The organism is Protofrankia sp. CiP1_Cm_nod2 (genome assembly GCF_920664355.1).
Classification (GTDB): Bacteria; Actinomycetota; Actinomycetes; order Frankiales; family Frankiaceae; genus Protofrankia.
This window is the reverse complement of the sequence record NZ_CAKKTL010000004.1, coordinates 16,863-41,461: the sequence shown is the minus strand read 5'-3', so window position 1 is coordinate 41,461 and position 24,599 is coordinate 16,863. Positions and strand designations below refer to the sequence as shown.

Sequence of the window (24,599 nt, the reverse complement as noted above, 5' to 3'; positions counted from 1 at the left end):
CGCGGTGGGCGCGGTGGGCGCGGCGGGCACGACGGGCGCGGTGGTAGCGCCGCGCGACGTTCTCGACGTGCTCGGCCGCCACGTCATCGCGGACGGCTTCGGTATCGTCCTCGATCTTGAGCGCAGCCGCGGGAGCTGGCTCGTGGACGCCCGGGACGGCCGGCGCTACCTGGACCTCTACAGCTTCTTCGCGTCCGCGCCGCTGGGGATCAACCCGCCGGAGCTGACCGGCGACCCCGCCTTCCTCGCCGAGCTCACCGCCGCGGCGGTGAACAAGCCGGCCAACTCCGACATCGCCACCGCCGCCTACGCCGGGTTCGTCGAGACGTTCACCCGCGTCCTCGGTGACCCGGAGCTGCCGCACCTCTTCTTCGTCGAAGGCGGGGCGCTCGCCGTCGAGAACGCGCTGAAGTGCGCCTTCGACTGGAAGAGTCGGCACAACGCCCAGGCCGGCCGGCCCGCCTCGCTGGGCCGGCGGGTGCTGCACCTGCGGCATGCCTTCCACGGCCGCAGCGGATACACCCTGTCGGTGACCAACACCGACCCGGTCAAGACCGACCGGTTCCCCGTCTTCGACTGGCCCCGCATCGACCCGCCGGCGGTCAGGTTCCCGCTGGACGCGCGCGGCCTGGCCCGCCTCGCCGAGGCCGAGGCGGCCGCGCTGGCCCAGGCCGAGGCCGCGTTCGCCCGCCATCCTCATGACATCGCCTGCTTCCTGGCCGAGCCGATCCAGTGCGAGGGCGGCGACAACCACCTGCGGGCCGAGTTCCTCTCGGCGATGGAACGCCTCTGCCGCGCCCACGACGCGTTGTTCGTCCTCGACGAGGTGCAGACCGGGGTGGGGATGACCGGTTCGGCCTGGGCCTACCAGCAGCTGGGCCTGCGTCCGGACGTCGTCGCGTTCGGCAAGAAGGTGCAGCTCGGCGGGGTGATGGCCGGCCGGCGGGTGGACGAGGTGGCCGACAACGTCTTCCGGGTGCCGGGGCGGATCAACTCGACCTGGGGCGGCGGCCTGGTCGACATGGTCCGGTCGCGGCGCATGCTCGAGGTGATGGCGGCCGACGGGCTGTTCGCCCGCGCCGGCGATCTCGGCCGCGACCTGCTCGCCGCCCTCGGCGGGCTCGCCGGGAAGTATCCGTCGCTGGTGTCGAACCCGCGTGGGCGCGGGCTGCTGTGCGCGATCGACCTCCCCTCGGCGCGGTGCCGGGACGACGTGGTCCGCCGGCTGCGGGCCGAGGAGAGCGTGCTGGTGCTGCCCGCGGGTGTCCGCGCGCTGCGGTTCCGGCCGGCGCTGACCGTCTCCGCGGCCGAGCTGGAGCTCGGCGTGGCCGCCCTGGGCCGGGTCCTCGCCCGCGTCCCGACTCTATGATCGGATCCCGACCGGATGACCGGATAACCGGATGACCGGATTCGGGGCTGGGTGGCCCGGGCCGCTCCGGATGATCGACTGCATGGTCCGTCAGATGATCGACTGGATGGTGAGGTCGTCGACATGAAGATCCATCAGGCGCCGCCCCGCCCGGCCGTCCCGCCGCGCCGGGTGGAGCTACTGATCGGTGACGGAGCCGGGCCCACCGGCCGGCGGCCGGCGGCGGCCCGGGCCGTGACCCGTTCGACGAATCCGGCTCACCTCGACGAGGTGGTCGCCGAGGTGAGCCTCGCCGGCCCCGCCGACCTGCTGGACGCCTGCGCCGCCGCGCGGGCGGCGGCACCGGGCTGGGCGGACGTGCCCGCGCCGGTCCGCGGCAGCGTCATCGCGAACCTTGGGCACCTCGTCGAGGCCAACGCCGAGGCGCTGGCCCGGCTGGTGACGCGCGAGGTCGGCAAGCCGCTGGCCGAGGCCCGCGGCGAGGTGCAGGAGGTCGTCGACACCTGCCGTTTCTTCCTCGGGGAGGGCCGGCGCCTCTACGGCGAGACCGTGCCGTCGGAGATGCCGGACAAACAGCTGTTCACCTTCCGGGAACCGGTCGGCGTCATGGTGGTGATCACCGCCGGGAACTTCCCGGTGGCGGTGCCGTCCTGGTACATCGTGCCGGCGCTGCTGTGCGGCAACACCGTCGTGTGGAAGCCGGCGGTCTACGCGGCCGCGTGCGCGCAGGCGTTCACCGAGCTGATCCTGCGTGCCGGGGTGCCCCACGGCGCGGTCGGGCTCGTGCCGGCCGAGGGCGTGGAGACGTTCACCGGCCTGGAGCGCGCCCTGGACGCCGGGCTCGTCGACAAGGTCGGCTTCACCGGGTCGACCGAGGTCGGGCGGATGATCGGCGAACTGTGCGGCCGGCACCTGCAGACCCCCTGCCTGGAGCTGGGCGGGAAGAACCCGATGGTCGTCGCGCCCGACGCCGACCTCGACGCGGCGGCCGCCGGCGCGGTGTTCTCCGGGTTCGCCACCGCCGGGCAGCGGTGCACCTCGCTGGGGACGGCGATCGTGCACGAGTCCGTGCACGGGGAGTTCCTGCGCCGGCTGGTGGCCGCGGTCGAGGACGCGCGCATCGGCGACCCGGTCACCGACGTCCTGTACGGGCCCCTGCTCGACCTGCGGTTCGCCGCCGGTTTCGAGCACACCCTCGGCCTGATCCGTGACCATCACCGGGTCGCGGGCTCCTCGGCGGTCGGGCGGGTGGACGCGGCCCGGCCGCGCCGCGGCTTCGTGGGCGACCCCGGTGACGGGCTGTACTACCACCCGGTGATCCTCGACGGTGTCCGGCCCGACGACGAGGTGTTCCGGGAGGAGACGTTCGGCCCGGTCATCGGGGTGACGACCTACCGGGACCTCGACGAGGCGGTGCGGCTCGCGAACGCTCCCGGCTACGGCCTGTCCTCGTCGATCTACACGAACGACCCGCGGACGGTCTTCCGGTTCCGCCGGGGGATCGGTGCCGGCATGGTCAGCGTGAACAACTCGACGTCCGGCGCCGAGGCGCACCTGCCCTTCGGGGGCAACGGCCGCTCCGGCAACGGCTCCCGCCAGTCCGGCCGCTGGGTGCTCGACCAGGTCACCCGTTGGCAGGCGGTCAACTGGGACTATTCCGGCCACCTGCAGAAGGCCCAGCTGGACACCGCCGTCCCCGCCGCCGACCTCACCTTCCGTCTGCCGCCCGGTTAAGCCGTCGGTCGGCCTGCCCTCCGTCCGCGCAGCCTCCCACCAGCCGGCCGGCCGACGGCGTGGGCGGCCGGCGGCGTGGGCGGCGAGGCGCTGGTCCGTGCGGTCAGCGTGCCCAGCGGGGGAGCAGCACGGTGAGGTCGAGGTCGACCGGGAACGGTTCGGTGACGGTGAGCCGCTGCCCGCTGCCGGTCGCCACGTAGGCGCCGGCGGGGCCGGGCCGGTAGGTCGTCACACGGGGTGGTACCGGCTCGATCCGCCAGTAGTGCGGGATGCCGAACTGGGCGTAGAGCGCGGGTTTGGTGGTGCGGTCCTCGACATGGTTGCCGGGTGACTCGATCTCGATCGCGACAACGACCTCGGCGGGGGAGAACCAGTGCCGGGCGGGCTCGTCGCTGCGTATCACCATCAGGTCGGGGACGCGGGTGAGCTGCCGGCCGAACCGGATGTCCACGGCCATCGCCAGCGCGAACGGCTCCGGCGTGATGTCCTCGAGCGCGGCGAAGAGCCGGGCGCCCAGCGCCTGGTGCAGGTTGGAGGGGGAAGGCGACACGCTGAGAGCTCCGTCGGTCAGTTCGTACCGATGGTTGCTGACCGGCAGCTCGTCGAGGTCGTCGGTGGTCCAGCCACCCGGAGGAATCGCGATCAGCGGCTCGCTCATCGGTGCGTCCTCCCATCCGTTCCGGTGATTCGACTCTACCCGTGGCGGGTTCGGTCATCTATGGCGAGTTCACAGTGTGTGAAGAACGTGTATCGCTCACGCGGCACCCCCGTGCATGATTATTCTCACTCAAGGCCCATGTATCATCCTGGATACTGGTTCGATGTCTTTTGTAACCCACTGTCGGCGGGATGTCGACATGTCTGTTGTGTCACTATGTCTGTCGCGTCACCATGGTCGGCCGGTTCCACATGTTGGTCACGGCCCGGGAGGGGAGCACTGCCAATGGCCGAGCACGATGAAGTGGTTCAGTCGGAGTCGCCGTGGCCGAGCCAGCGGGCGCCCGAAGAGGACGTCAATGACGGCCCGGACGCCGCGGCCGAGCCGTGGCTGATCCCCCGTTCGGTCGCGAACCCCACTCGCCTGCGGCTCGGAGTACCGCGGCAGTCGGACGCGGTCAGCGTCTCCAGCGGCGCCTGAGCCCGCGGTGACTCCTGACGCCTGACGGCGCGGGAGGTGCGTGTCCGGCGGATCGTCTGGTTCCGGCGGGTTGCTCTGGTCCTGTCGTCTGATCTGGCCCGGGCCTGTCCGCCGCGGGACGACCGGCCCGTCATCACGCAGGACCAGATAGTTCTACGCAGGTCGTACCAGACAGGGTCGTACCAGGCAGCCAGGTACGAAGGCAGGCAGTCGTACGACACGTCAGGCTGTACGACATGGCGCGGGCCGTGGCACCGACCTGTTCGGTGCCACGGCCCGCGCCGTTGTCCGGGCAGTAGATGTCGTTATTCGGTGGATGTCGGGCCCTGCGGCCCGGCGGGCCGGCGTCCTGCCCGGCGGGGCTGGTCGGCGCCGCGATGGGGCGAGTTGCCGCGGGTGGCGGGCGCACCCCACTGCTGCCTGTCCGCGCCCCGGCGTGGGCCGGAGCCTGACGAGCGCGCCTGTGCCGGCACCCGGATCCCGGACGGCTGCCGGGCAGCGGCCGAGTGCGGTGGCGTGCTGCGCGGCTGCGGGGGGATCCGGGGGGCGGGCGGCCCGGCGAGGCGCGCCACCACCTCGTCGTCGGCGTCCGCCGGTTCGGGCTGGGCGTCGCTGCCGGCGGCGCGCAGGAGCGCGCGCACCAGCCCGCGCTCCTCGGGGAGCGAGACAAGCACGTCGGCGCCATGAGCCCCCGCCCGCGCGGTACGGCCGCCACGGTGCTGGTAGGTCTTGGGGTCGCTCGGCAGCCCCGCGTGCACGACGATGTCGACCCCGTCGACGTGGATGCCGCGGGCGGCCACGTCCGTGGCGACGAGAACACGGTGCGTGCCTTCGGAGAACCCGGCGAGCGCGCGGCTGCGGGCGTTCTGCGCCATGCCGCCGTGCAGCGGCTGGGCCGGCACCCCGGAGCGGGTGAGCTGTTCGGCGAGCCGGTCGGCGCCGCGCTGGGTGCGGGCGAACACCAGGGTCCGCCCGGAGCCGCCGGCCAGGGCGGTCACCAGCCGGGTGTGGGCGGCGGGGTCGGCGGCCTCAAGCGCGTGCCGGGACAGGGTGGAGACCTGCGCGGTCTCCGAGTCGATGGCGACGAGCACCGGCTCGGGCAGGTACTGGCGGACGAGCACCTCCACCTCACGGTCGAGGGTCGCGGAGAACAGCAGCCGCTGGCCGCCGGCGGGGGTGGCGTCCAGCAGCGCCCGCACAGCCGGCAGGAAGCCGAGGTCGCACATGTAGTCGGCCTCGTCCAACACGGTGATCGCGATCTCTTCGAGGGAGCAGGCGCCGCGTTCGATCAGGTCGGTGAGGCGGCCGGGGGTGGCGATGACGATATGCACGCCGCGCCGCAGCGAACTGATCTGCCGGGAGATCGACGTCCCGCCGTACACCGCGCGCAGGCGCAGGCCCAGCGGCCGGGACAGCGGGTCGAGGGCGTCGTGGACCTGCTGGGCGAGCTCCCTGGTGGGGACGAGGATCAGCCCGCGGGGGCGGCCCGGGGCGACCGCGCGGTTCTTCGCCAGCTCGGCGAGCATCGGCAGGCCGAACCCGAGGGTCTTGCCGGAGCCGGTGCTCGCCCGGCCGAGCATGTTCTCCCCGGCGAGGACGTCAGGCAGGGTCGCGGCCTGCACCGGGAACGGGGCGGTGATCCCCTGCCGGGCGAGAGCGGAGACAAGGGCGGCGGGCAGGCCCGCGTCCGCGAAGGAACTGGCCGGTGGCCGCGGCTCGCGGGTCGGCAGCGGTGGCCGCGCGGGTGCGGCGAACCGGTTCGGTCCGTTCTGCTTGCCACCTGAGCGGGGGCCGCCGCGGCCGCGATGGGCGGCGCCTCGAGCGGGCCGGGGGCGGCGGCGGGCAGGGGAGGGCTGAGTGTCACCGTGCTGAGACAGGGTTCTTCCGTCCGTCGTTGTCGAGGTCGCCGGGGGAACCACGGCGATCGTGTGGCAGCAGTCGTGTGTCCGCTTCGGGCCGCGTCACCAGAGCATGAGCGGGTGCACCCGCTACCAGGGTGCACGCCGACCTGCTGTCACACGGACCTCTGACGTGTGGCTGGATAACCACATGTCATGGACGGCTCGTAGCCGCCAGCGGTCTCAGGGTACACCGATCACGACCGCCGGTGCTAAGGGCGGCGCGCCCACCAGGGGTGAGACGTCGCGCACCCCGGTGTGGCGGGGGGACGGCGCCGTGCGTCACGGTCACCGTGGGCCGGCAGCGGCAGCGGGCAGGCGCGGGCCGGCTGCCGTGGCCGGTCACAGGGAGTCGCTGGTAGCGGGCTGGTGGAGGGGCCGCGGGAAGGGCAGCCGGGAGGTGGGAGGGAGGGCGGGAGGGCGACGAGGGCCACCGCGGGGGACGTCAAAGCAGCAGCTCGGTCAGCAGGTGGATGACCAGGCCGGCGAGCGCCCCCACCACCGTGCCGTTGATGCGGATGTACTGCAGGTCACGGCCCACGTGCAGCTCGACCTTGACCGCGGTCTCGGTCGGCTCCCAGTTCGCGACCGTATCGGAGATCACCGTGGAGATGTCGGAGCGGTACCGCCGGACGAGCCACGCGACGGCCTCGGTGGCGGCGGTGTCGACACCCGCCCGCAGGTGGGGGTCGGTGACCAGCCGCCCGCCGAGCGCCTGCAGCTCGTCGGTGATCCTGGTCCGCAGCGCGCTGTCGGGATCGCCGGCGACGTCGGTCAGGATGGACCGGGTGGCGTTCCACATCGCCGCGGCCGCCTGGTGGATCTCGGGATGGTCGCGGACGCGCTCCTTGAGCTTCTCCACCCGTTCGGCGGTGTCCGGGTCGGTGCGCAGCTGCTCGCCGAACCGGGCGAGGAAGTCGTCCAGGGCCCTGCGCAGCAGGTGCTCGGGATTGGCGCGGACCTCGGCGGCGAACCGCAGCGCCTCCTCGTACGCGCGGGCGGCGATCACATCGTCCAGGAACCTCGGCGACCACGACGGCGCCTGGTCGGCGACGATCCGCATCACCGTGTCGGGGTTGTTGCGCAGCCAGGTCTCCGCCTGGACGGCGATCACGTCGACGAGCCGGTGGTGCAGGCCGCCGGCGGCGATCCGGCCGAGCGCCGTGCCCGCGGCCGGCGCCCAGGGACGGTCCATCACCCTGGCGAGGATGGTTTTCTCCATCACCTCCAGCGTCACCTCGTCCCGGATGTTCGAGACCGCCTCGACCAGCCGGCTGGACGCCTCCGCGGTGATCCTCTCGGCGTTGCCGCGCTCGCTGAGCCAGGTGCCGATCTGGACGGCCGCGCCCATGCTCGCGACCTTCTCCCGGATCACCGCGTCGGCCAGGAAGTTCTCGGAGACGAACCGCTCCAGGCTGCGGCCGAGGTCGTCCTTGCGGTTGGGGATGATCGCCGTGTGGGGGATGGGCAGGCCCAGCGGCCGGCGGAACAGCGCGGTCACCGCGAACCAGTCGGCGAGCGCTCCCACCGCGCCCGCCTCCGCCGCGGCCCGGACATAGCCCGCCCAGCCCGGCCCACCACCGGACTCCCAGCGCCAGAACACGACATAGACGACCACCACGAAGACCAGCAGGCCGGTCGCGATCGTCCGCATCCGGCGCAGCCCCCGCTGCAGCTCCGTGTCGCTGACCTGGCCGTCGCGGCCGGGCCCACCACCGCCGCGGCCGGCGGCGGCGCGAGGCCGGCCGGGATGTTGCCCGGGTGGCGCGTCCTCAGGCTGTGCTGTGTTGTCCGGCTGTGCTGTGTTGTCCGGCTGCGCCGGGGGTGGCGTCGTGGGCATCGTCCTCCACCCAGAGGTGTGTCGCGCCGATGGGAACCGGCGTTGGTCGAATGATCCCGGTCATGACCGCGCGGTTCCGGGCTGTCGGGGCGGCCGGGGCTGGTGATCGTGACCACCTGCCCACAGCGCGGCCGGCGGCCCCGGCCGTCGCCGCAGCGACCAGCCCAGAACGGCGAGGACGCCCAGCAGGGCACAGTAGGCACCGATCACCCGCCGCGGGTTCCCGTAAGCGGTCGCGAGCAGTTCTACCCCGAAGCCGGCGCCGACGACAGCCGCGACGACGGCGACAGCGATGACAGCGACGACGGCCGCCCTCGGCACGGGAGGCGGCAGCGGGCTCGATCCGGGGCCCGGCGCGACGCGGCCGCGGCGGGTGAGGGCCTTCAGGGCATGCCCGGCCGCGGGCGCGGCAAGCACGCCGATGATCGTGATGCCGGTGAGGAGGCCGACCGGGCCCGTCCGATGGGGGGTGACGACGAACCAGCTCCCGGCGGTGAAGACGATCAGGGATATCCGTGGCCTCGGTGCGCTGACCAGGATCGGCGCGAGCAGAAGCAGCAGGTAATGGCTCCATACGATGGGCGAGGCCACGAGCGCGGCGGCGAGCGTGCCAGCGAAGAGTATCCGCTCGTTCCCGCCGTGTCGTGGACGCGGCCAGCCGCCGGCCAGCACGGCCACGGCGGCCACGGCGGCCACGGCGGCCACGCGTGCGCACCAGGTGGCCACGCCCATGCCGAGACCGGTGTTGACCAGCAGGCCGGTGAGGCTGAGCCCCAGCGGCGCCTCCTCGCGGGCGAGCACCCCCAGCATCCCCAGGTAGGTGCGGGTGTCCACCGGGCTGGTCAGCTCCGTGACGGCCAGCAGCGCCCCGAGGCAGACAGCCGCCACCGCGCCCGCCTTCGTCCGGCGGGCCAGCACCAGCCACAGCCACACCGGTGCCAGGAACAGCTTGGCGTAGATGACACCGGCCGCAAGCACACCGGCGGTGACCGGACGGTCGCGAAAGCGCCACAGCGCGGCGAGGCCGAGGAACAGGACGGCGTTGAGCGTGCCCATCTGCAGGCCGGTGAGAGCACAGGAGGACATCAGCACCAGCGCGTACGCACGCCGGCCGCGGACGCCGAGCAGCCGGGCGCCGAGGAACAGCGCGCCCACCGACAGCGCGATGAAAACGGTCGCGCCGTTTTCGCCCAGCCACGACAGCGGGACGAAGGCGAAGGCGACGAGGTAGGGATACACATAGGCGAAGCCCGAGTAGACCTCGGGGGTTCCGGGAGACGGGTAGGGGCCGCGCCCGCCCCCGACGGCCGCGCCCGCGCGCAGGAACACGTCGACGTCATAGTGGGGGAGCGGGGCGATGTAGACCGTCCACAGCACCGCGACCAGCACGGCGAGTGGCGCTGCCCGGATCAGGGCCGGCCACGGCCGGGCGCGCCCGCCACCGACGGCGCCACTGGCGGCACCACCGACGGCGCCACCGATGGTGGCGGGAGCGGCACCGAGGGCGCTGGCGGCAGGCGCGCCGGCCCGGCCGCTGGTGCCGTGCGTCGCCGCCGGCCGGGCCGGCTGTCGGGGCGTACCTGTGAAAGCCGTCAACACGCACGCTCCGCCAACGCCGTACTCGTTTCGCCACCCGTCTCGCCGGCGGTCGGGCGACGCCGGCAGCCGGGCCGCGCCGGCGACGTCGGCGCGGCCGGCCCGTCCCCCGCGCGCTCCATCCCACCGGCCGTCGTGTTACCGGCCGTCGTGTCACCATGCTGACGCGTCCTGTCATGTCGAGGTGGCCCGCCGTATCGATGTAACACATCGCATCGGTACGGCACTGGTCGACGGCGCGGCACGTGTCCATCATGGCCTGTCGCACGCTGACGGCACGTCTCCCCGCCGCGCCGCGGGGAGCGGTCGGCCAGGCGGTGGGGCGCCAGCCGGTCGAGCGGGAGCCGGTCGTGGACGGGTGTCAGCCGGCCGGCGTCCGGGCGCGGCTCGCGGGGCCGTGCGCATCGCCAGGGCTGCGGACGTCGGCGGCGAGCAGGCACAGGTCATCCTCCCGGCCGCTGGGGCCGGCGACCTCTGTCAGCAGCCGGTCGCAGAACGCGTCCAGGCGGAGAGCGTCGGACTGTGCCGCGACCGCTGACAGGACGGCGAGCCGGTCGGTGATGGAGACGTCCCGGCGCTCCACCAGACCGTCGCTGTAGAGCAGCAGCCGGGCCCGGACCGGCAGCGTGACGGTGTCCTGCCGGTAGGCGAGGTTGTCCACGGCACCGAGGATCGGGCCGTGGACGACCTCCAGGAAGGCCGGGCGGCCACCGTCGAGGAGCAGCGGCGGCGGGTGGCCCGCGCACGACCAGGTCAGCGTTTTCCCGGCCATGTCGAGGCAGGCGACCACCGCGGTGGCATAGACCGCCGAGTCGCTGGCGGCGAGGTTGGACGACAGCTGGCTGGTGATCCTGGCGGGGGGATGGCTGAGCAGCGCGTAGGCGCGCGCCGCGTGCCGCAGTTCGGCCATGACCGTGGCCGCCCGCAGCCCGTGGCCGCCGACGTCCCCCACGATCAGGGTGAGCTCGCCGGTCGGGAGCACCAGCGCGTCGTACCAGTCACCGCCGACGTCGACGTCCCGGCCGGCGGGCAGGTAGCGGGCGGCCAGTTCCACGCCGGCCAGCTCCGGCAGGCGCTGGGGGAGGATCGCCCGTTGGAACGCTTCTGATACCGACAGTTGTTTCTCGTACAGGCGTACCCGTTCGAGGGCGTGCGCGCAGTGCCCGGCGAGCGTGGTCAGGAAGGCCCGCTCGTCGGGGTCGAAGAGCCGTTCGCTCTCCCAGAGCAGCACGATCACCCCGATCGGCCGCCCGGAGACGATCAGCGGGATGTGGGCTATCCACGCGGCGGCGGCCGCCTCGAGCAGGGGCCTGGCGTGCGGATAGTCGGCCAGGTGCTCCGCCCGGGAGTCGAAGCGGGCCCGGGCCGTGCGCAGGACGTCCGGGGTGGCCGCGGTTCCCCGCCCGGAGATCAGTTCCAGGAGCCGGCTGACCCGCTGGGACTGGACGGTCGGGGTGACCACCCGTACCCGTCCCTCGTCGCCGACCATCATGATGATGGCGCAGTCCGCGCCGAGGTCGTCCCAGGCCGATCGGACGATCACGTCCGCGACGTCCGGGACGGTCAGGGCCTGGCCGAGCGCGGCGGTCACGTCGAACAGCTGGCGGGCGCGGCTGAGTGCCGACGACAACGACGTGATCAGTGCCGCGCGGTGCGCCTCCGCGCGGTGGCGCTCGTCGACGTTGCGGAAATAGGCGGTTATCCCCTCCGGGGAGGGGAACAGCCGGACCTCGAAATGCCCGCCGAAGGCCGCGTAGTCGGCCTCGGACTCCACCGGCAGCTGGGTGTCCAGCGCCTGCAGGTACAGCTTCTCGAACGCTGGCCCCATGAGCGACGGCGCAAGATTCCACAACTGTTCGCCCACCAGCTCGCAGGTATCACAACCGAGCAGTCGGCTCATGACCGTGTTGACGAACACGAACCGGCTGTCGTCATCGAACACCACTACGCCGTCACTGACCTGTTGCAGAGCACGTCCAGCCTGCTCGCGGCCGACGCGCAGCGCGGTGGCGCCGGTACAGATCCCGGCCACGCGCACCACCCTGCCGGCGTCGTCGCCGACTATCCCGCCACGGACCTGGAGCCAGACGGGCGCACCGTCGGGGCGCACGACCCGGAACTCCTCGAGAAAGGGCTCGCCGGTCGCCAGCACCTCGTCCATCCGGGTCCGCAGGAGCGGCACGTCGCTCGGGTGCACACAGGAGAAGAAGGCCTCGACCGGCCCGGTGAAGGATCCCAGCTCGACACCGTGCAGGTTGGCAGCGCGCTGATCCCAGCGCAGCCGGTCGGCAGCGACGTCCCACTCCCAGATGCCCACGCCGGCCCTGTCCAGCGCGAGCAGCGCGTGTGCCGGCAGACCGTTCGCATGTCGGTGAAGCCGGGGTCTGTCGTCACCACCCGATCCCACGTCACGCTCCCCACTGGCTGTCGGCGTTCCCGTCTGCCGGCGTCGCTGGCCCGGGACACACCCTGAATGACCGGCGGCGGCAGCTCAGGTGGGGGGAGCTGATGGATCGCGACTGGTCCGTGGGGTCTTACGGGTAGGCATCGGCCCGGCTCGACAAGTCAACCACGAGGCATCGTGCCTCGTTGCCCGATAGGACAGAACAGTCCATTATCTCGCCGGATTACCGCCGGCGGCGATCACGGTCATGTGGGCATGCTCACGGCTGGCCGGCGTCCCGCCGGCCGTGGATCACCGGCAGGTCACCGCTCGCGGATGCCGACGCGGTCGTGCAGGGCGCGCAGGGGGCGGGGCGCCCACCAGTTCCAGTCGCCGGCAAGGCGCATGAACGCCGGGACGAGGACGGGGCGGACGATCAGGGCGTCGAGGAGGATGGCGAGCCCGGTGCCGAGGCCGAAGAACTTGATGAACGACACCCCCGAGACCAGGGTCGAGAAGAAGGACACGGCGAGGATGAACGCGGCGGCGCTGATGATCCGTCCACTGCGGGACAGGCCGATGATGACGGCCTGCCGCAGCGTGGTGCCGTTGTCGTGCTGTTCACGGATACGGGCCAGGACGAAGACGGCGTAGTCCATGGACAGCCCGTAGGTGATGCAGAACAGCAGGACGGGGATGGCGACCGGGAGGGGGGCGGGGGTGATGCCGAGCGGGCCGGCGAGATGGCCGTCCTGGAAGATCCAGACCATGCTGCCGAAGACGGCGCTCAGGCTGAGCAGGTTGAACACGAGGGCTTTGAGCGGGAGGACGACGCTGCCGGTGAGCAGGAACAGCACGGTGAAGGTGATGACGGCGATGAGGACGAGGGCCAGCGGGAGATGGCGGCCGATGGAGCCGGTGATGTCGAGGAGCTGGGCCGCCTGGCCGGTGACGAGAACCCGGTGGTGCTGGGGGACGGGGGTGGCGCGCACGGCGTGGGCGAGCCGGGCACCGGCGGGGGAGTAGGGCTCGGTGCGGCTGAGGACGGAGAACCAGGTGGCGGTGCCGTCCGTGAAGCGGGCGGCGGTGGCCGGGGTGGCCGGGGTGCTCAGGGTGCCGGCGGTGTAGGAGCCGGCGACGCTGTCGACGCGGTCGACACCCGGGATGGCGGACAGCCGGCCGGCGTAGCCGGCGGCGTCGGTGACGGCGGCGGCGCCGGTGCTCCAGCTGGTGGAGACGACGGCGAGAGCGCCGGTGGCGGGAGCGGCGAAGTCGGTACGCAGCCGGTCCGCGGTCTGGCGGCTTTCGGCGCTGGTGGGCAGCACGCGGTCATCGGGGACGCCGAAGGCGACGTGCAGGAAGGGCGCGCCGAGCAGGAGCAGGACGGCGAGGGTGGGGATGGCGGTGCGGGCGGGGTACCGCCAGGCCACGGCGGCGACCCGGCCGACCGCGCTCAGGCCCCTCGCCCGCCTCGCCCGCCTCGGGCGGCGCCGCCGGGGCAGCGGCCAGCGTTCGATCCGGCCCCGCAGCAGGAACAGCAGAGCCGGTAGGACGATCAGCGCCCCGACCAGGGTGATCGCCACGACCGCGACGCCGGCGAAGGCGAACGACCGCAGGAAGTACTGCGGGAAGACCAGCAGGCAGCACAGGGCCGCGGCGACGGTGGCGGCGCTGAACACGATCGTCCGGCCGGCGGTGCGCATGGTCGCGTCCAGGGCGGCGACGGTGCCGTAGCTGCGTCTGCGTTCCTCGCGGTAGCGGGAGATGAACAGCAGACAGTAGTCGATGGCGAGCCCGAGCCCGAGCGCGGTGGTGAGGTTGACCGCGAACACCGAGACCTCGGTGAGGGTGGCCAGGACCGCGAGCGCGCCGAGCGTCCCGATGATCGACAGAATGCCGATGACCAGTGGGATGCCCGCCGCGACCACGGTGCCGAAAACCACCAGCAGCAGGGCGAGGGTGACCGGGACGGCGATGGACTCGGCTCTGGCCAGATCCTTGGTGACCTGTGTGTTGATGTCGTTGTTGATCTGGGTGAGCCCGCCGAGGGAGACGGTGACGCCGGCGGCGTGGCCATCCGCCCGGGTGAGCAGGTCGTGCAGCCGTCCGGTGTGCTCGGCGCTTTCGTCCTGGTCACCGTCGACGTGGGCGACGATCAGGCCGGCGTCACCGGAGCGGCCGCGCAGTTCGGCCACGGGCGTCTCCCAGTAGGAGGCGACCACCAGCAGGCCCGGCTCGCGCCGCAGCATGGCGGTGACGTCCTGTCCCTTCGCCCGGACCGCCGGCGTCTCGACACCGGCGCTGGAGCCGATCAGGACGACCAGGTTCGGGTCGGCCGAGCCGAACCTGTCCAGGAGGACCTGCGTGCCGCGGACCGAGTCCGAGCCCGGATCGTCGAAGCCGCCGGTCTTGAGCTGGCTGACCGCCCCGACGCCGACGATGGCGGCGAGGACCGTGAGCGCCGTCGTGACGAGCAGGACCATGCGGGGACGGGTCACGATGACGCGCAGCAGCCGGCTGCGTATCCGTGGGCGTACCCGCGGGTGGACGGCGGGGCCGTGCCCCACGCCGCGGGGCATGGGGACACGGGGCCGGTGCCGTCCGGTGGCGTGAGGCCGGTGGAGCCGGGACTCCGGCGGTGGCGATGTCTTCATCGCGGCGAACCGTCCTTCCGGCCAGGGCGGAGCGTGTCCTCGTCCCGGCCGGCCGCGGCCGTGCCGCCCGCCAGGCCGCCCGGCGCACTGTTCGGCGTCCTGCCCGGCGCACTGCCCGGCGTCCTGCCCGGCACGATGTCGCCGGGGTGGGGAATCCGGCCGGTACCGGCGTCACGCGGGTGCTTCCGGCTGTTCCGGTGGTGCCGGCTCCCGAGCGGGGAACGGCTCCGCACGGTGTCGTCGGACCGCTCTCCCGGCTTTCGCGGCGGGCAGCGGAAAAGATCTCTGCCGGCCGCTTCCGGAAAACAGGAGGCAAGCTCGACGATCGCGACTTCGTTCACCAGGATTTTCCCCGACCATTGGTTTCTGCTGAGTGCTCGCGCCGATGGTAGGGCAAAACATCGGCGTGACGTCGGTGCGGACCTCACCGTCGATTCGTCGCCATCGCCCACGCCGGTGGGCAGCGGCCGTTTTTCGGTACCGGGTGCTGCTACCCGTCCAGATATGGGCAAACTATTCATATCAGTTGTGCGATTTGTCTCCGATGCTGTCCCGAAGATTCCGCTGGCGGGCTTCCGGCCTGTTCGGCCGTGATCGTGTCACGGCCGTGGCCCGGCCGTTGGCCGTTCGGCGGACGGGATTCGTACCGGCTCCGGATCCGATGCCCCACAAGGTGGTCCGGTGTGTTCTACCGGACACCGGTCACGGGTGTTTGTGGCCGCCCGGTATGGTTGGTGGCCGAAGCACCGAAAAGGCCGGCGGCGAACGGATCACGTTCCTCCGCGCCCAGGGATTCGGGAGGCCCGGCCTTCCGGTCATACGAGGAGGGATCATGACGACCCGGTCCACCCTCACGGCTGGCGGATCCGGGCGGCAGCTTGCGACGGTCTTTCTGCTGATGCTCGTCGTCGGGGCTGTTCTCGGCGGGACAGCCAGCTATCTGACCACGGAAAGCGTTCAGAACGGCAATTCGAATGACATCGCCCTCGATGCCGCCCCTGAATCACCGCCAAGCACGACGGCGCGGGTGCCGGCAGCCCCTGCCGGCGGAGGCGTCGTCCCGGTCGCCGGTGCGTCCCCGAACAGCGCGCCGGCCGCCCCGGCCGTCCCGGCCCCGTCGGCCGCCAGTACGCCGGGCTCGGGCGCACCGCCCGATGGCCAGCCCGCGGACCAGGGCATTGCCGCTGCCGTTGGCAGCCGTTCGACCGGTGGCCCAGAGGCGCCGGGGCCCGCCTCGGAGTCCCCGACGCCCGTTCCCGCGAGGCGGCAGCCGACGCCGGGCCCGGCGACCACCGCGCCCGAGCCGGCCAGCACCACCATGGCGCCCCGCCCGGTGCCGTCGCCCGCGGCACCGACGTCGGCCCCTCCGGCGGCCGGCCGGTGACATGTTCTGACGGTCCGGGGCTGTTCCCGCCGGTCCGGAATCATTCCCGGCGGCCGGCGGCCGGGGCCGTTCGATATCGTCCAGATTTTCTGGCGAAGTAAAATCGTAAACAAAAGCGATGTGACGACGACCGGACCAGGCCGATACCCCGACCGGTCGGGCAGACAGCCCGGATATGCCGTGCCGGCGTCGGCACGCGGTATGCTGCGGCTCGCGGCCGGGCTGCCGCATCCGTCGCCGCATCCGGCAGAGGGGCACAGATTTTCTTGGAGCACGTCGACGGCAGCTGCCTGGGCGAGCCGGACGGGAATGTCCGCGACATGCCGACGGCCCGGGCCGCCGGTCCCGCGGCGGCCGGCGGGGCAGCCGCCGATGGCGGGCCTCACGGGTTTCACGAGCTCTTCGGCCCCGGCGCCCGCCCGGCCCTCGGCCGGGCGGGCGGGACGCCCGGGAACGGCCTTTTTCCGGGAACAACGTGAGATATGACGGAACGCCCCCGCCGGTTTACCGCAGATGTGCCGCCGCTTCTTCTCGTCGGCCTGGGCAGCGGTGTTCTGCTGCTCGTTGTCCTTGCTTTTGCCGAGTCGCTGGACCTGCTTGCGTTCGCCGCGGTCCTGAGCTATCTGGCAATCTACCTGTTTTCGTTCGTTCTGCTGCGCCCGCATCCGGAGCGCTCCGTGGAGCCGGCGCCGACCAGCACCCGCCAGCGGTCCGCCGACAATCATGACCAGCCGTCCTGAGGAGCGCCCAGGGCGCCTGGCCATGGTATGTGTCCGGCTGGCAGCACTGAACCGGTTGACCGGGTCAGGCCGTCTCGTTGGCCAGTCGCACGAGCGCTCCACCGGCGCGCATGAGGTCCGCCAGGTCCTGCTGATCCAGTTGTCGCAGCCGCCGGAAATACCAGCCGTCGACGATGTCGCGTGAACGGGCGACCGCGGTGAGGCCTTCGGCGGAGATCCGCACGATGAACTGCCGGCCGTCGTACTCGTCGTGTTCCCTGATCACCAGGCCGCGTTCGGTAAGGGCCGCCAGCGCCCGGGTCATCGATGGTTTGCGCACGCCTTCCAGATGCGCGAGCTGCGTTGGGGTCAGCGGGCCCAGCCGCTGCAGTGCGGACAGGGCCGATATCAGGCTGACCGGCAGCGCCTGCGGATCTCGTTGTCGTTCGGCCCGCTGCGCGCGCGCAAGCCTGGTTATCGACGTTCGCAGCGCGGTCACGAATGCCGGGTCGATACGGCTGTTCTCGTCGTTCTCGGGCAGGCCTGAATCCTCGTTGGCGGCCGGGGGCCGCCGGCGTCCCACGGATGGCGGACTGTTGGTCGACTGCACGGGCACGGTCATTGCCCCATGGTAACGACGGTCCCGTCCGCCGGCGGCCCGAGCGCGCCTCCCGGCGGAACGGCCGTGACATTCCCGGATCCGGGATTTTTCGTGCCGACGGTGCCCCGGATCGTGGCAGCAGGCCAGGCGATATGGCGACAGCGGTATGCAGCGAAGATTCCATGGCTGCTGGTTGCCGTGAACCACTGGAATTCATCGGTATCCGTCGGTAGCGGTGCTCTTCACCGGACCGCGTATGGTCCGGTCACCACCGTTCCAGCAGCCGGGCCGATGACCGGGACGGCCCGGGGCGCCTTCTCGGCCGCTGCCGGTCCACGGAGTGCGCCGGTCCACGGAGTGCGCCGGATCACGGAGTGTGCTGGATCACGGAGTACCGCCGTGATCCGCGGTGGGCAGGGTCCGCCGCCGGTCGTGGCGGTCCCGGACCCGCTGGTAGATCTCCAGGGAGAGGCTGAGCACGAGGCGCCCCTCGTGGGCCGAGCGGCGGAACGTGTCGGACTGGATGCCGAAAAGGCGGGCGGCCCGTTCCCGTCTCTGGTCGAGGGTCAGGCCGAGGGTGCCCGGCCACAGGCACAGCATGATTCCGATTGCTTCGCTGTGCGGCTGTTCCATGGCGGCGACGGCGGCGGTGAGCATCCGGTGGGCGCGCAGCGCCCGGTCGTGGATGGCCTGCCGGGGCATGCCCGCCTCGGCGGGCCAGACCAGGTCGACGAATTCCGGGGTGTACGTGATCAGCTCGGTGGGACGGCCGCCGCGACGGAGCATCCGGATGAGCTGGTTGTGAATTTGTTGTGCTGTTGATGTTTCCATCGTGTGATTTTGTCGTTCCTTTCCGCGTGGCTGGTCTGGCACCCACCAGTTTTCTGTACCAGCTCGCCACGCGGCAGGAGTTCGGAAGGACTGCGCCGGTCTCCCGGCTACCAGTTTGATGCCATTCTCGTGTCGGTTTCCGCCCAGACGATCGGCTTGGGATCCGCCAGACGCAGGCGCTGCATTCTGCCACGGCGCTGATGTTCACTGTTCGGTGACGGGCGAATCCCGCCCCAGCGGATGTCACCGGTGACACCGTCGAGTGGTGCTGTCGAGCTGGGCATCGCTCGTCATGGCAGCCGCCTCGAACGGGAAACGGTCCCAGGAAGTGATCTCAGGCAGCGATCTGAAGGGCTGGCGATGACAAACCGTGACGATGCCAGATCCGGGTGCTCGCGGCGGCGGGGCAGGCCCATCCGCGCTGTGGACGCTGCGGACACGGTGGATACCGCAGACGCCGCACCCTGGCCGGAAGGAGCCGACATGACAGCCGTACCGCCGCCGCGGCAGCCGGCGCGGCGACTGCCCCGTGGGCCCGCGGCGGAATCGACGCCGTCGCTGTACGCGGTGGTCCTCTTCGACGGGAACGACCGGTCCGCTGTCACAGAGGTGGTGATTCTTTTTGAAAGCGTTGCCGCTGCCGACGGTTATGCGGCGGAACGCGGCTGGGGCGACTACGCCGTCGGCGCCGTCCGTTTCCACCTTCCGCCGCTGGTTCGCAGTGTCCGGTGGGTGGCGTGAAAAATCCGGTGGACCAGTCGTGTCGGTGATCAACAGGCACGACTGGTGTGAAACGGGCCCGCGCTGGCAGGCTCACGCCGACAAATCTACCCGGGGGTGCGGCAGGCGGAGATGAACTGGGTCAACGCCTCCACCCGGTCCGACGGCGCGTCGACAGCGCGCCTGATGACCCGGATCAGATGTTCGTAGGAGTCGGTATGGTCGTATCGCGCGGTGTCCGCGATCCGCAGCGCCCATCGCCAGTAGCCCTTGATGGTGTCCGCCAGCGGCATCCGGAAGTTCGCTATCACGTCCCGGATCGGTTCCACGACGGTGTCGCCGTACCGGATCAGGTATCGCTCCACCATGTCCGCCATGAACGAGAAGTGACGGGCCTCGTCCCGGCTGAGCCGGTTCAGGATCTCCGCGAGAACCGGCTCGTCGATCACGGCGCGAAGCTGCTGATAGTAGAGCTGCGTCGCTTTCTCCTGCACGAGGGTGTAGGTGAACAGCGAGACCGGGCTGTCGAAGGGCAGGGTGAACCTCCGCCGGCCCTCCTCGGCGAGCTCGAGGCGCAGCCGTTCGGGCTCGGCGAGCCCGGAGGCCACCTGATAGCGGAAGAGAGCGCGGGCATGGGTGTCCTCCTCCTGCGCCCAGCGGACCGTGAAGTGGTACAGCTCCCGGTTACGGACGAAGTCCGCCGGGCCGACATCGCCATCGAGGGGGAAGAACCGGTTGTAGAGAGCGAAGTAGCCGGGAAGGTGATCCTCGATCAGGGTGATGAAACGGACCGCGGACCGTTGCCCCTCGGTCAGCCTCCCGCAGTCCGCGCTGTTCCAGTCGAAGTCGCTTTCCACGTCGAAGCGGCGTGTCGACGGCGAGGCAGCCATGAACGAGGTGACCGCATGCTCGATGTCGGCGGCCGGCAGGAGCCGGCGCGCATCCTGTTCCGACGGTGGTGCAGCCAGGGTTTCCCCTGCCGGGCTGCCGTCCACGACGGTCATCGGTCCTCCTGCCGTTTTTTCACCGTGCCTGCCGCTCCGGCACGCGGCCGCCGGGCCGCAGCAACGGCAACAGGGCCGGGTCCTGGAGCGGTGGGCTGGTCATCGTGCCTTCCGGCACGTCAGGGCGTAGTGCTTGGTGGTGTAGCCCCATCCGGCGTTGGCGATCTCCAGGTAGCGCTCGAGCTCGCCGGCGAGACCTGGCCGGATCCGCTCGATGGCGCCGGTGGCGGAGCGGACGTTCGCCAGCCAGTCGTCGATCGTGCGACGGTAGTCCGCGGTGAGGTCGTCCAGGCCGACGATGGAGAAGCCGGCGTCCTCGGCGCCACGGACCAGGTCGGACAGCGGGCGCATGTCACCCCAGCCGAAGATTGTCTCGCCGACGAACCGGGTACCGGCGCGACGGTGGAACGTCTCGTGCGCGGACGCGTTGCGAAAGCAGCTTTCCGACACGTAAAGGGCGCCACCGCGGCGCAGCAGCGCTCGGGCCCTGGCGAACACGGCGGCCAGATCGGGCATGTGCACGATGGATCCGAGCATGGTCACCGCGTCGAAGCCGCCGGCGGGCAGGTCGATCTCCTCGAAATGCCCCTGCCAGGTGCTGACCCGGTCGGCCACACCGAGTTCACGGGCCCGGCCGCTTATGTAGGCGTGCTGGCGGGCCGCCGGGCTGATGCCGGTTGCCCGGCAGGCGTGTTCCCGTGCCATGAACAGTAACAGGGATCCCCAGCCGCAGCCCACGTCGAGCAGGCGCTCGCCGCCTCGCAGGCCCAGGCGTTCGGCGACGAAGCGCAGCTTGTTGATCTGCGCGTCCGCCAGGGTGTCCGTCTCGGACCTGTACAGCCCGCAGCTGTACTTGCGCGACGGATCGAGGAAGAGGCCGAAGACCTCCGGGTCGAGGTCGTAGTGCTGATTGGTGTCGGCGACGGCGGTGTCCGTCCTCGGGTCCGTGATCGTCGTCATGACGGGTCCGGGATGAGGGCCTTCGCCACGACCAGCGCGATGTCATGGACGGAGGAGACACCGAAGACGTCTTCGTCCTCCAGCTCGACGTCGAAACGCTGCTCGATTCTGGAGATCATCCGGAGTACCTTGACCGAGTCGGCCCCCTCGATCGAGCGGAGGTCGGTGGACGGAGTCACACTGCCGGTGGCGAGGCCGAGCTCGCCGGTCACGATGTCGGTGACGACAGCGACGATCTGCTCGTGGGTGGCGGACAATTTCTCTCCAAAACGTGTCGTGTTTCACGGCATCGGGCTGCTGACGATACGAAAAAGACGGCCACCGGATTGCCGGCCGAAGCTGTCCACCCGCTCGGGCCGGATCCGGCGGGTGTCATACCAGTGCTTCGGCCAGCGCGCGCCGGATACGCGCGTTGCTGGCGAGGTCCAGGCCGGTCAGGGCACCGAAGGCCCGGCGGATCTTCACCTGGAGGCGGTCGAGCTCGCAGGCCCCGCCGGCCCTGGTAAGGAAGAACTCGAAGCCGGTGTCTATCGTCTCGTGCTCGCGCAGTTCCGGCAGTTCGCTTTTGAAAACACTCACCGGATGCCTGATCCGTGTGCCGGAGGTGTACACATAGAGCGTTTCGAGGACGGATGGCAGCTCCCGCGGATGCGCGGCCAGGCGCCTGCGGGCGAAGTAGATGAACTCGCGGGCGTGGGCTGCCTCGTCCCGGCTGGCGTCCCGCATGATTGTCCGCAGCACCGGCTCGGCCACCCAGTCCGAGACGGCCCGGTAGACGTGGTTCACCGTCAGTTCCGAAATGATGTTCGTCGCGAGGGTTGCGGCCGGTGTCGTGCCGGGCGCGTACGGTTCCCGCATCGCTTCGACGGGAGCCGCCTCGACGTGGACGCCCAGTGCTTCCAGCCAGGCCCGGAACGCGTAGTGGTGCTGAAGTTCCTGAAAGCCCCAGATCGCCACGAAAGCGGAGAAGTCGTAGTCATCGACGAACTCGTTGAAAAAGCCGTGCTGGGCGGCTATCGAGTTCGACTCGCCCATCACCGCGCTTTTCGCCAGTGTGACGTAGTCGGGGTCGACCAGGTCGCGATCGATCTTGTCGAACGGCAGGTCGGCGAGTTGCCACTGATGACGTTCGTACTGGCGGAAGACATCGTAACTGTGCATCGGCTTCCTTCGCGGACTTCGCGTGCGGGCTGCTGCGGGCTTCGGGGCCGGTCCGGGCGGCCCGGGCGGCCCGGGCGAGGGTCACAGTGCGCGATCTTCGTGGCAGGACCACGCCGGGCTGTTACGTCGGGCCCTGTGACATCGGGCCCTGTGACATCAAGCTCTGTGACGTCGAACTCTGTTGTGCCGGTGAACCGGGCGTCGGTGAACTGGGCGGCGGGCCCGCGGTGTCAGAGCGGAGGCTTCCATGATCGTTCACGGATGGCCAGGCGTTGGAACTTGCCGCTGGACGTGCGGGGGAGCGTGCTCGGGGGCACCAGGCATACCGCCAGGTCGGACAGGCCAAGCGTTCCGGTGATCTGGGCACGCAGATCACCGGCGAGCCGGTCACGTGCGGCCGGGTCGTCGAGGCTCGTCTCCGCGAGCAGAGTGATCACTTCTGTGCCGTCGCTCCCGTGCGGGCCGGCATCCCAGCCGTGCCCGCCGCGGCCGTCGTCACGGTCGCTGTCATGGGCGCGGCCGGCGACAGCCACGCAGCGGCGCTTGAACACCCCGGGGACGTCACGGGCGATGCCCTCGACGTCCTCGGGGTAGAAGTTCGTCCCATGAATGATGATCATTTCCTTTGTTCGTCCCGTGACGAACACGTCGTCACCCAGATGGAAACCCAGGTCTCCGGTACGGAGCCAACCGTCCGCGGTGAAGGTGTCGTCGTCGGTTCCCTCCGCCAGCAGATAGCCGGACGTCACCGGATCCCCGTGGATCTCGATCTCGCCGACCCGTTGGGCGTCGGCAGGCAGCTCGCCGGCGTCGGGGCTGGAGATTCGCAGGTCGACCCCGCGCACCGGGCGGCCCACGGCGATGACAGCCCGCGCGCGTGGATGCTCGGGTGGCACCCGCTGGACGCGCCCGGCATTGGCCAGCAGGTCCCGGTCAACCCAGACCGACACCGGCGGCCGGCCCAGCGGGGGAAAGGTGACCGCCAGCGTCGCCTCGGCCATCCCGTACACCGGGAACATCGCCTCAGGGGCGAAACCGGCCGGCGCGAAGTGTTCCAGGAACCGCTCGACCGAAGCCAGCGCGATGGGCTCGGCACCATTGAAGGCGACCCGCCAGTGACGCATGTCCAGCTCCGCCACCTCCCCCGGGGGCACGGCGGCGACCAGCTGGTCGTAGCCGAAGTTGGGAGCGGGGGAGATCGTCGCCCCGGACGCCAGGAACTGGCGCAGCCATCGTGCCGGGTCCTTGACGAAGGAGGCGGGTGACCACACTGTCATGGGGACGTTACGCATGATCGCGGACAGGGTCGCGAACAGTCCCATGTCGTGGAAGAGAGGCAGCCAGCTGCCGCCTCCGTCGCCGTCCCGGCCGAGGTCGATCCCCTCGCTGATCGCCTCGATGCCCGCGAGCGTGTTGGCGTGGGTGAGCCGGACCCCCTTGGGGGCGGCGGTGCTTCCCGAGGTGAACTGGACGATGGCCGTCTGGGCCGCGTCGACCAGGGGCAGTCGCCCGGGCGGAGGCGCGGCCGCCAGCAGATCGGCGGCGCGGACGAAGGCCACGTCACCCACGGCACCGTTGAAACGGCTGGCCAGCCCCCGGAAGCGGGAGGAGACAACCACGTCGCGGATGCCTGCGACCGACACGATCCGCGCCAGCCGGTGCGCGTGCCCCGCCAGATCCCAGGCCGCCGTGGGCAGCGGCAACGGGCAGGCCGCCGCGCCGGTCCTGGTGATGGCGAACAGCGCCTGGAGGAACTCGGGTGCGTTCTGGCTGAAGATCCCGACCAGGCTGCCCGGTCCCACGCCTGCCGCGGCCAGCGAGCGCGCCATCACCCGGGTGGAATCAGCGAGATCACCGAGGGTGATGGAAGCCGGCTCGGACGGGAAGTCGACCCGGGTGTCCCGGCCGTGGGCTGCAGCCCGGTCAAGCGCATCGTGCAACGTGCCGGTGACCATGCGGCCTCCCCCTGTCCACGAAGAGCCGGCCGTCGCCTTCCTCACGCCGTCCTCTTCTTTGCGCCGCCGTTTCTTCGTGTCGCCGTTTCTTCGAGCCGTAGTTTCTTCGTGTCGCCGTCTCCGGGGACCACCGGTCGGGGCGTCCGTACCGGCCGGCCAATGGGCGAATCGCGCCCGGTGCGCCGTGAACGCCGCCACCGGAAAAATTGTCCGGCGGCGCACCGAGGACCGTCAACGGTTGTTTCCCGATCGTATAGATCCATTCGGGAAAGCTATTGGACAGCTATTGAGCGAGGCCGGATCCGGTGGGTCGCAGGCAGGATTCCCGCATCATTTGTCGTCGCTTCGCGTTTCGTTCACCACCAGGCCGTGACGGGCTGGGCGAAAACTGGAGAAAGCGGCCGGTGGGCACTTTTCCGCGTAATACGTCGAGCGCTGACCGGGCGTCGCCGGCCGCTGCCGGCCCGACCCGGTACGAAGGCCGGGCCACGCTGGGCCGTACCGGGCCGTACCGGGCCGTACCGGGCCGCGCCGGCTCCCGGACGACCGCCGACAGACAGCGCCGGTGGACCTGCCGGGCCGTCCCGGCACGTCCCGGCCGGGAGTCATGCCGGCTGGGAGTCATGCCGGCCGGGCATGGCATCCCGGCGGC

Annotated in this window: 19 protein-coding genes; 6 read left to right on the top strand and 13 right to left on the bottom strand. The window is 71.2% G+C overall.

Going from position 1 to position 24,599, the window contains the following annotated elements; all coding sequences use genetic code 11:
• The first annotated feature begins 4 nt into the window (after nt 1-4).
• Together lat and NBW84_RS00920 are read left to right on the top strand one after the other, a co-directional pair.
• The gene (gene lat, locus NBW84_RS00925) at nt 5-1,369 is read left to right on the top strand and encodes an L-lysine 6-transaminase (RefSeq protein ID WP_250280820.1); all 1,365 of its coding nucleotides are present in this window, start codon (nt 5-7) and stop codon (nt 1,367-1,369) included.
• A 123-nt stretch (nt 1,370-1,492) separates the two neighbouring features.
• The gene (locus tag NBW84_RS00920) at nt 1,493-3,103 is read left to right on the top strand and encodes an aldehyde dehydrogenase family protein (RefSeq protein WP_250280787.1); all 1,611 of its coding nucleotides are present in this window, start codon (nt 1,493-1,495) and stop codon (nt 3,101-3,103) included.
• A 103-nt stretch (nt 3,104-3,206) separates the two neighbouring features.
• Here NBW84_RS00920 and NBW84_RS00915 read toward each other — a convergent pair whose 3' ends face one another.
• Nucleotides 3,207-3,761: a Uma2 family endonuclease gene (locus tag NBW84_RS00915; protein WP_250280786.1), complete on the bottom strand. Its 555-nt coding sequence runs from the start codon at nt 3,759-3,761 to the stop codon at nt 3,207-3,209.
• A gap of 285 nt (nt 3,762-4,046) precedes the next feature.
• On the opposite strand from NBW84_RS00915, the gene NBW84_RS00910 reads away from it, so the two are divergent.
• Nucleotides 4,047-4,241 (top strand): hypothetical protein, encoded by a 195-nt coding sequence (locus tag NBW84_RS00910; protein ID WP_250280784.1) that lies wholly within the window; start codon nt 4,047-4,049, stop codon nt 4,239-4,241.
• A 305-nt stretch (nt 4,242-4,546) separates the two neighbouring features.
• On the opposite strand, the gene NBW84_RS00905 is transcribed toward NBW84_RS00910, so the two are convergent.
• From NBW84_RS00905 to NBW84_RS00885, 5 genes are all read right to left on the bottom strand, one after another.
• On the bottom strand, nt 4,547-5,848 hold the full coding sequence (locus NBW84_RS00905; RefSeq protein ID WP_445548602.1) for a DEAD/DEAH box helicase: 1,302 nt from the start codon (nt 5,846-5,848) through the stop codon (nt 4,547-4,549).
• A gap of 736 nt (nt 5,849-6,584) precedes the next feature.
• Complete coding sequence (locus NBW84_RS00900) at nt 6,585-7,793, bottom strand: DUF445 domain-containing protein (protein ID WP_445548435.1); 1,209 nt, start codon at nt 7,791-7,793, stop codon at nt 6,585-6,587.
• 246 nt (nt 7,794-8,039) lie between these two features.
• Nucleotides 8,040-9,578 (bottom strand): glycosyltransferase family 87 protein, encoded by a 1,539-nt coding sequence (locus NBW84_RS00895; RefSeq protein WP_250280777.1) that lies wholly within the window; start codon nt 9,576-9,578, stop codon nt 8,040-8,042.
• Between the two features lie 358 nt (nt 9,579-9,936).
• Nucleotides 9,937-11,982 (bottom strand): SpoIIE family protein phosphatase, encoded by a 2,046-nt coding sequence (locus tag NBW84_RS00890; RefSeq protein WP_250280775.1) that lies wholly within the window; start codon nt 11,980-11,982, stop codon nt 9,937-9,939.
• A gap of 299 nt (nt 11,983-12,281) precedes the next feature.
• A complete protein-coding gene (locus NBW84_RS00885; protein WP_250280772.1) occupies nt 12,282-14,537 on the bottom strand; it encodes an MMPL family transporter in 2,256 nt (751 codons plus the stop codon).
• 907 nt (nt 14,538-15,444) lie between these two features.
• Between NBW84_RS00885 and NBW84_RS00880 the strand changes: the two genes are divergently transcribed.
• The gene (locus NBW84_RS00880; protein ID WP_250280770.1) at nt 15,445-15,996 is read left to right on the top strand and encodes a hypothetical protein; all 552 of its coding nucleotides are present in this window, start codon (nt 15,445-15,447) and stop codon (nt 15,994-15,996) included.
• A gap of 515 nt (nt 15,997-16,511) precedes the next feature.
• A complete protein-coding gene (locus NBW84_RS00875; RefSeq protein WP_250280768.1) occupies nt 16,512-16,736 on the top strand; it encodes a hypothetical protein in 225 nt (74 codons plus the stop codon).
• Nucleotides 16,737-16,800: 64 nt separating this feature from the next.
• Here NBW84_RS00875 and NBW84_RS00870 read toward each other — a convergent pair whose 3' ends face one another.
• Entirely contained in the window at nt 16,801-17,331 is a 531-nt protein-coding gene (locus NBW84_RS00870; RefSeq protein WP_250280765.1) for a MarR family transcriptional regulator, read from the bottom strand.
• 369 nt (nt 17,332-17,700) lie between these two features.
• Entirely contained in the window at nt 17,701-18,147 is a 447-nt protein-coding gene (locus NBW84_RS00865; RefSeq protein ID WP_250280763.1) for a hypothetical protein, read from the bottom strand.
• Nucleotides 18,148-18,630: 483 nt separating this feature from the next.
• On the opposite strand from NBW84_RS00865, the gene NBW84_RS00860 reads away from it, so the two are divergent.
• Nucleotides 18,631-18,888, top strand: a complete 258-nt coding sequence (locus tag NBW84_RS00860; protein WP_250280761.1) for a hypothetical protein — start codon at nt 18,631-18,633, stop codon at nt 18,886-18,888.
• Between the two features lie 86 nt (nt 18,889-18,974).
• Here NBW84_RS00860 and NBW84_RS00855 read toward each other — a convergent pair whose 3' ends face one another.
• From NBW84_RS00855 to NBW84_RS00835, 5 genes are all read right to left on the bottom strand, one after another.
• Nucleotides 18,975-19,871 carry an acyl-ACP desaturase gene (locus NBW84_RS00855; protein WP_250280759.1) on the bottom strand — a complete coding sequence of 299 codons (897 nt, stop codon included), beginning with the start codon at nt 19,869-19,871 and terminating at the stop codon, nt 18,975-18,977.
• Nucleotides 19,872-19,970: 99 nt separating this feature from the next.
• The gene (locus tag NBW84_RS00850) at nt 19,971-20,831 is read right to left on the bottom strand and encodes a class I SAM-dependent methyltransferase (protein WP_250280757.1); all 861 of its coding nucleotides are present in this window, start codon (nt 20,829-20,831) and stop codon (nt 19,971-19,973) included.
• A complete protein-coding gene (locus NBW84_RS00845) occupies nt 20,828-21,088 on the bottom strand; it encodes an acyl carrier protein (RefSeq protein WP_250280754.1) in 261 nt (86 codons plus the stop codon). Before NBW84_RS00845 ends, NBW84_RS00850 begins: the two co-directional genes overlap by 4 nt.
• Nucleotides 21,089-21,203: 115 nt before the next feature.
• On the bottom strand, nt 21,204-21,992 hold the full coding sequence (locus tag NBW84_RS00840; protein WP_250280752.1) for a ferritin-like domain-containing protein: 789 nt from the start codon (nt 21,990-21,992) through the stop codon (nt 21,204-21,206).
• A gap of 230 nt (nt 21,993-22,222) precedes the next feature.
• Nucleotides 22,223-23,947 carry an AMP-binding protein gene (locus NBW84_RS00835; RefSeq protein ID WP_250280750.1) on the bottom strand — a complete coding sequence of 575 codons (1,725 nt, stop codon included), beginning with the start codon at nt 23,945-23,947 and terminating at the stop codon, nt 22,223-22,225.
• Between the last annotated feature and the right edge of the window lie 652 nt (nt 23,948-24,599).

Bases quoted from the DNA above. Each gene is read 5' to 3' on its own strand.
- NBW84_RS00915 (WP_250280786.1), bottom strand. From the start codon at position 3,761: ATGAGCGAGCCGCTGATCGCGATTCCTCCGGGTGGCTGGACCACCGAC.
- NBW84_RS00910 (WP_250280784.1), top strand. From the start codon at position 4,047: ATGGCCGAGCACGATGAAGTGGTTCAGTCGGAGTCGCCGTGGCCGAGC.
- NBW84_RS00900 (WP_445548435.1), bottom strand. From the start codon at position 7,793: ATGCGGACGATCGCGACCGGCCTGCTGGTCTTCGTGGTGGTCGTCTAT.
- NBW84_RS00835 (WP_250280750.1), bottom strand. From the start codon at position 23,947: ATGGTCACCGGCACGTTGCACGATGCGCTTGACCGGGCTGCAGCCCAC.
- NBW84_RS00880 (WP_250280770.1), top strand. From the start codon at position 15,445: ATGACGACCCGGTCCACCCTCACGGCTGGCGGATCCGGGCGGCAGCTT.
- NBW84_RS00855 (WP_250280759.1), bottom strand. From the start codon at position 19,871: ATGACCGTCGTGGACGGCAGCCCGGCAGGGGAAACCCTGGCTGCACCA.
- NBW84_RS00885 (WP_250280772.1), bottom strand. From the start codon at position 14,537: ATGCCCCGCGGCGTGGGGCACGGCCCCGCCGTCCACCCGCGGGTACGC.
- NBW84_RS00840 (WP_250280752.1), bottom strand. From the start codon at position 21,992: ATGCACAGTTACGATGTCTTCCGCCAGTACGAACGTCATCAGTGGCAA.
- NBW84_RS00850 (WP_250280757.1), bottom strand. From the start codon at position 20,831: ATGACGACGATCACGGACCCGAGGACGGACACCGCCGTCGCCGACACC.
- NBW84_RS00865 (WP_250280763.1), bottom strand. From the start codon at position 18,147: ATGGAAACATCAACAGCACAACAAATTCACAACCAGCTCATCCGGATG.
- NBW84_RS00860 (WP_250280761.1), top strand. From the start codon at position 18,631: ATGACAGCCGTACCGCCGCCGCGGCAGCCGGCGCGGCGACTGCCCCGT.
- NBW84_RS00920 (WP_250280787.1), top strand. From the start codon at position 1,493: ATGAAGATCCATCAGGCGCCGCCCCGCCCGGCCGTCCCGCCGCGCCGG.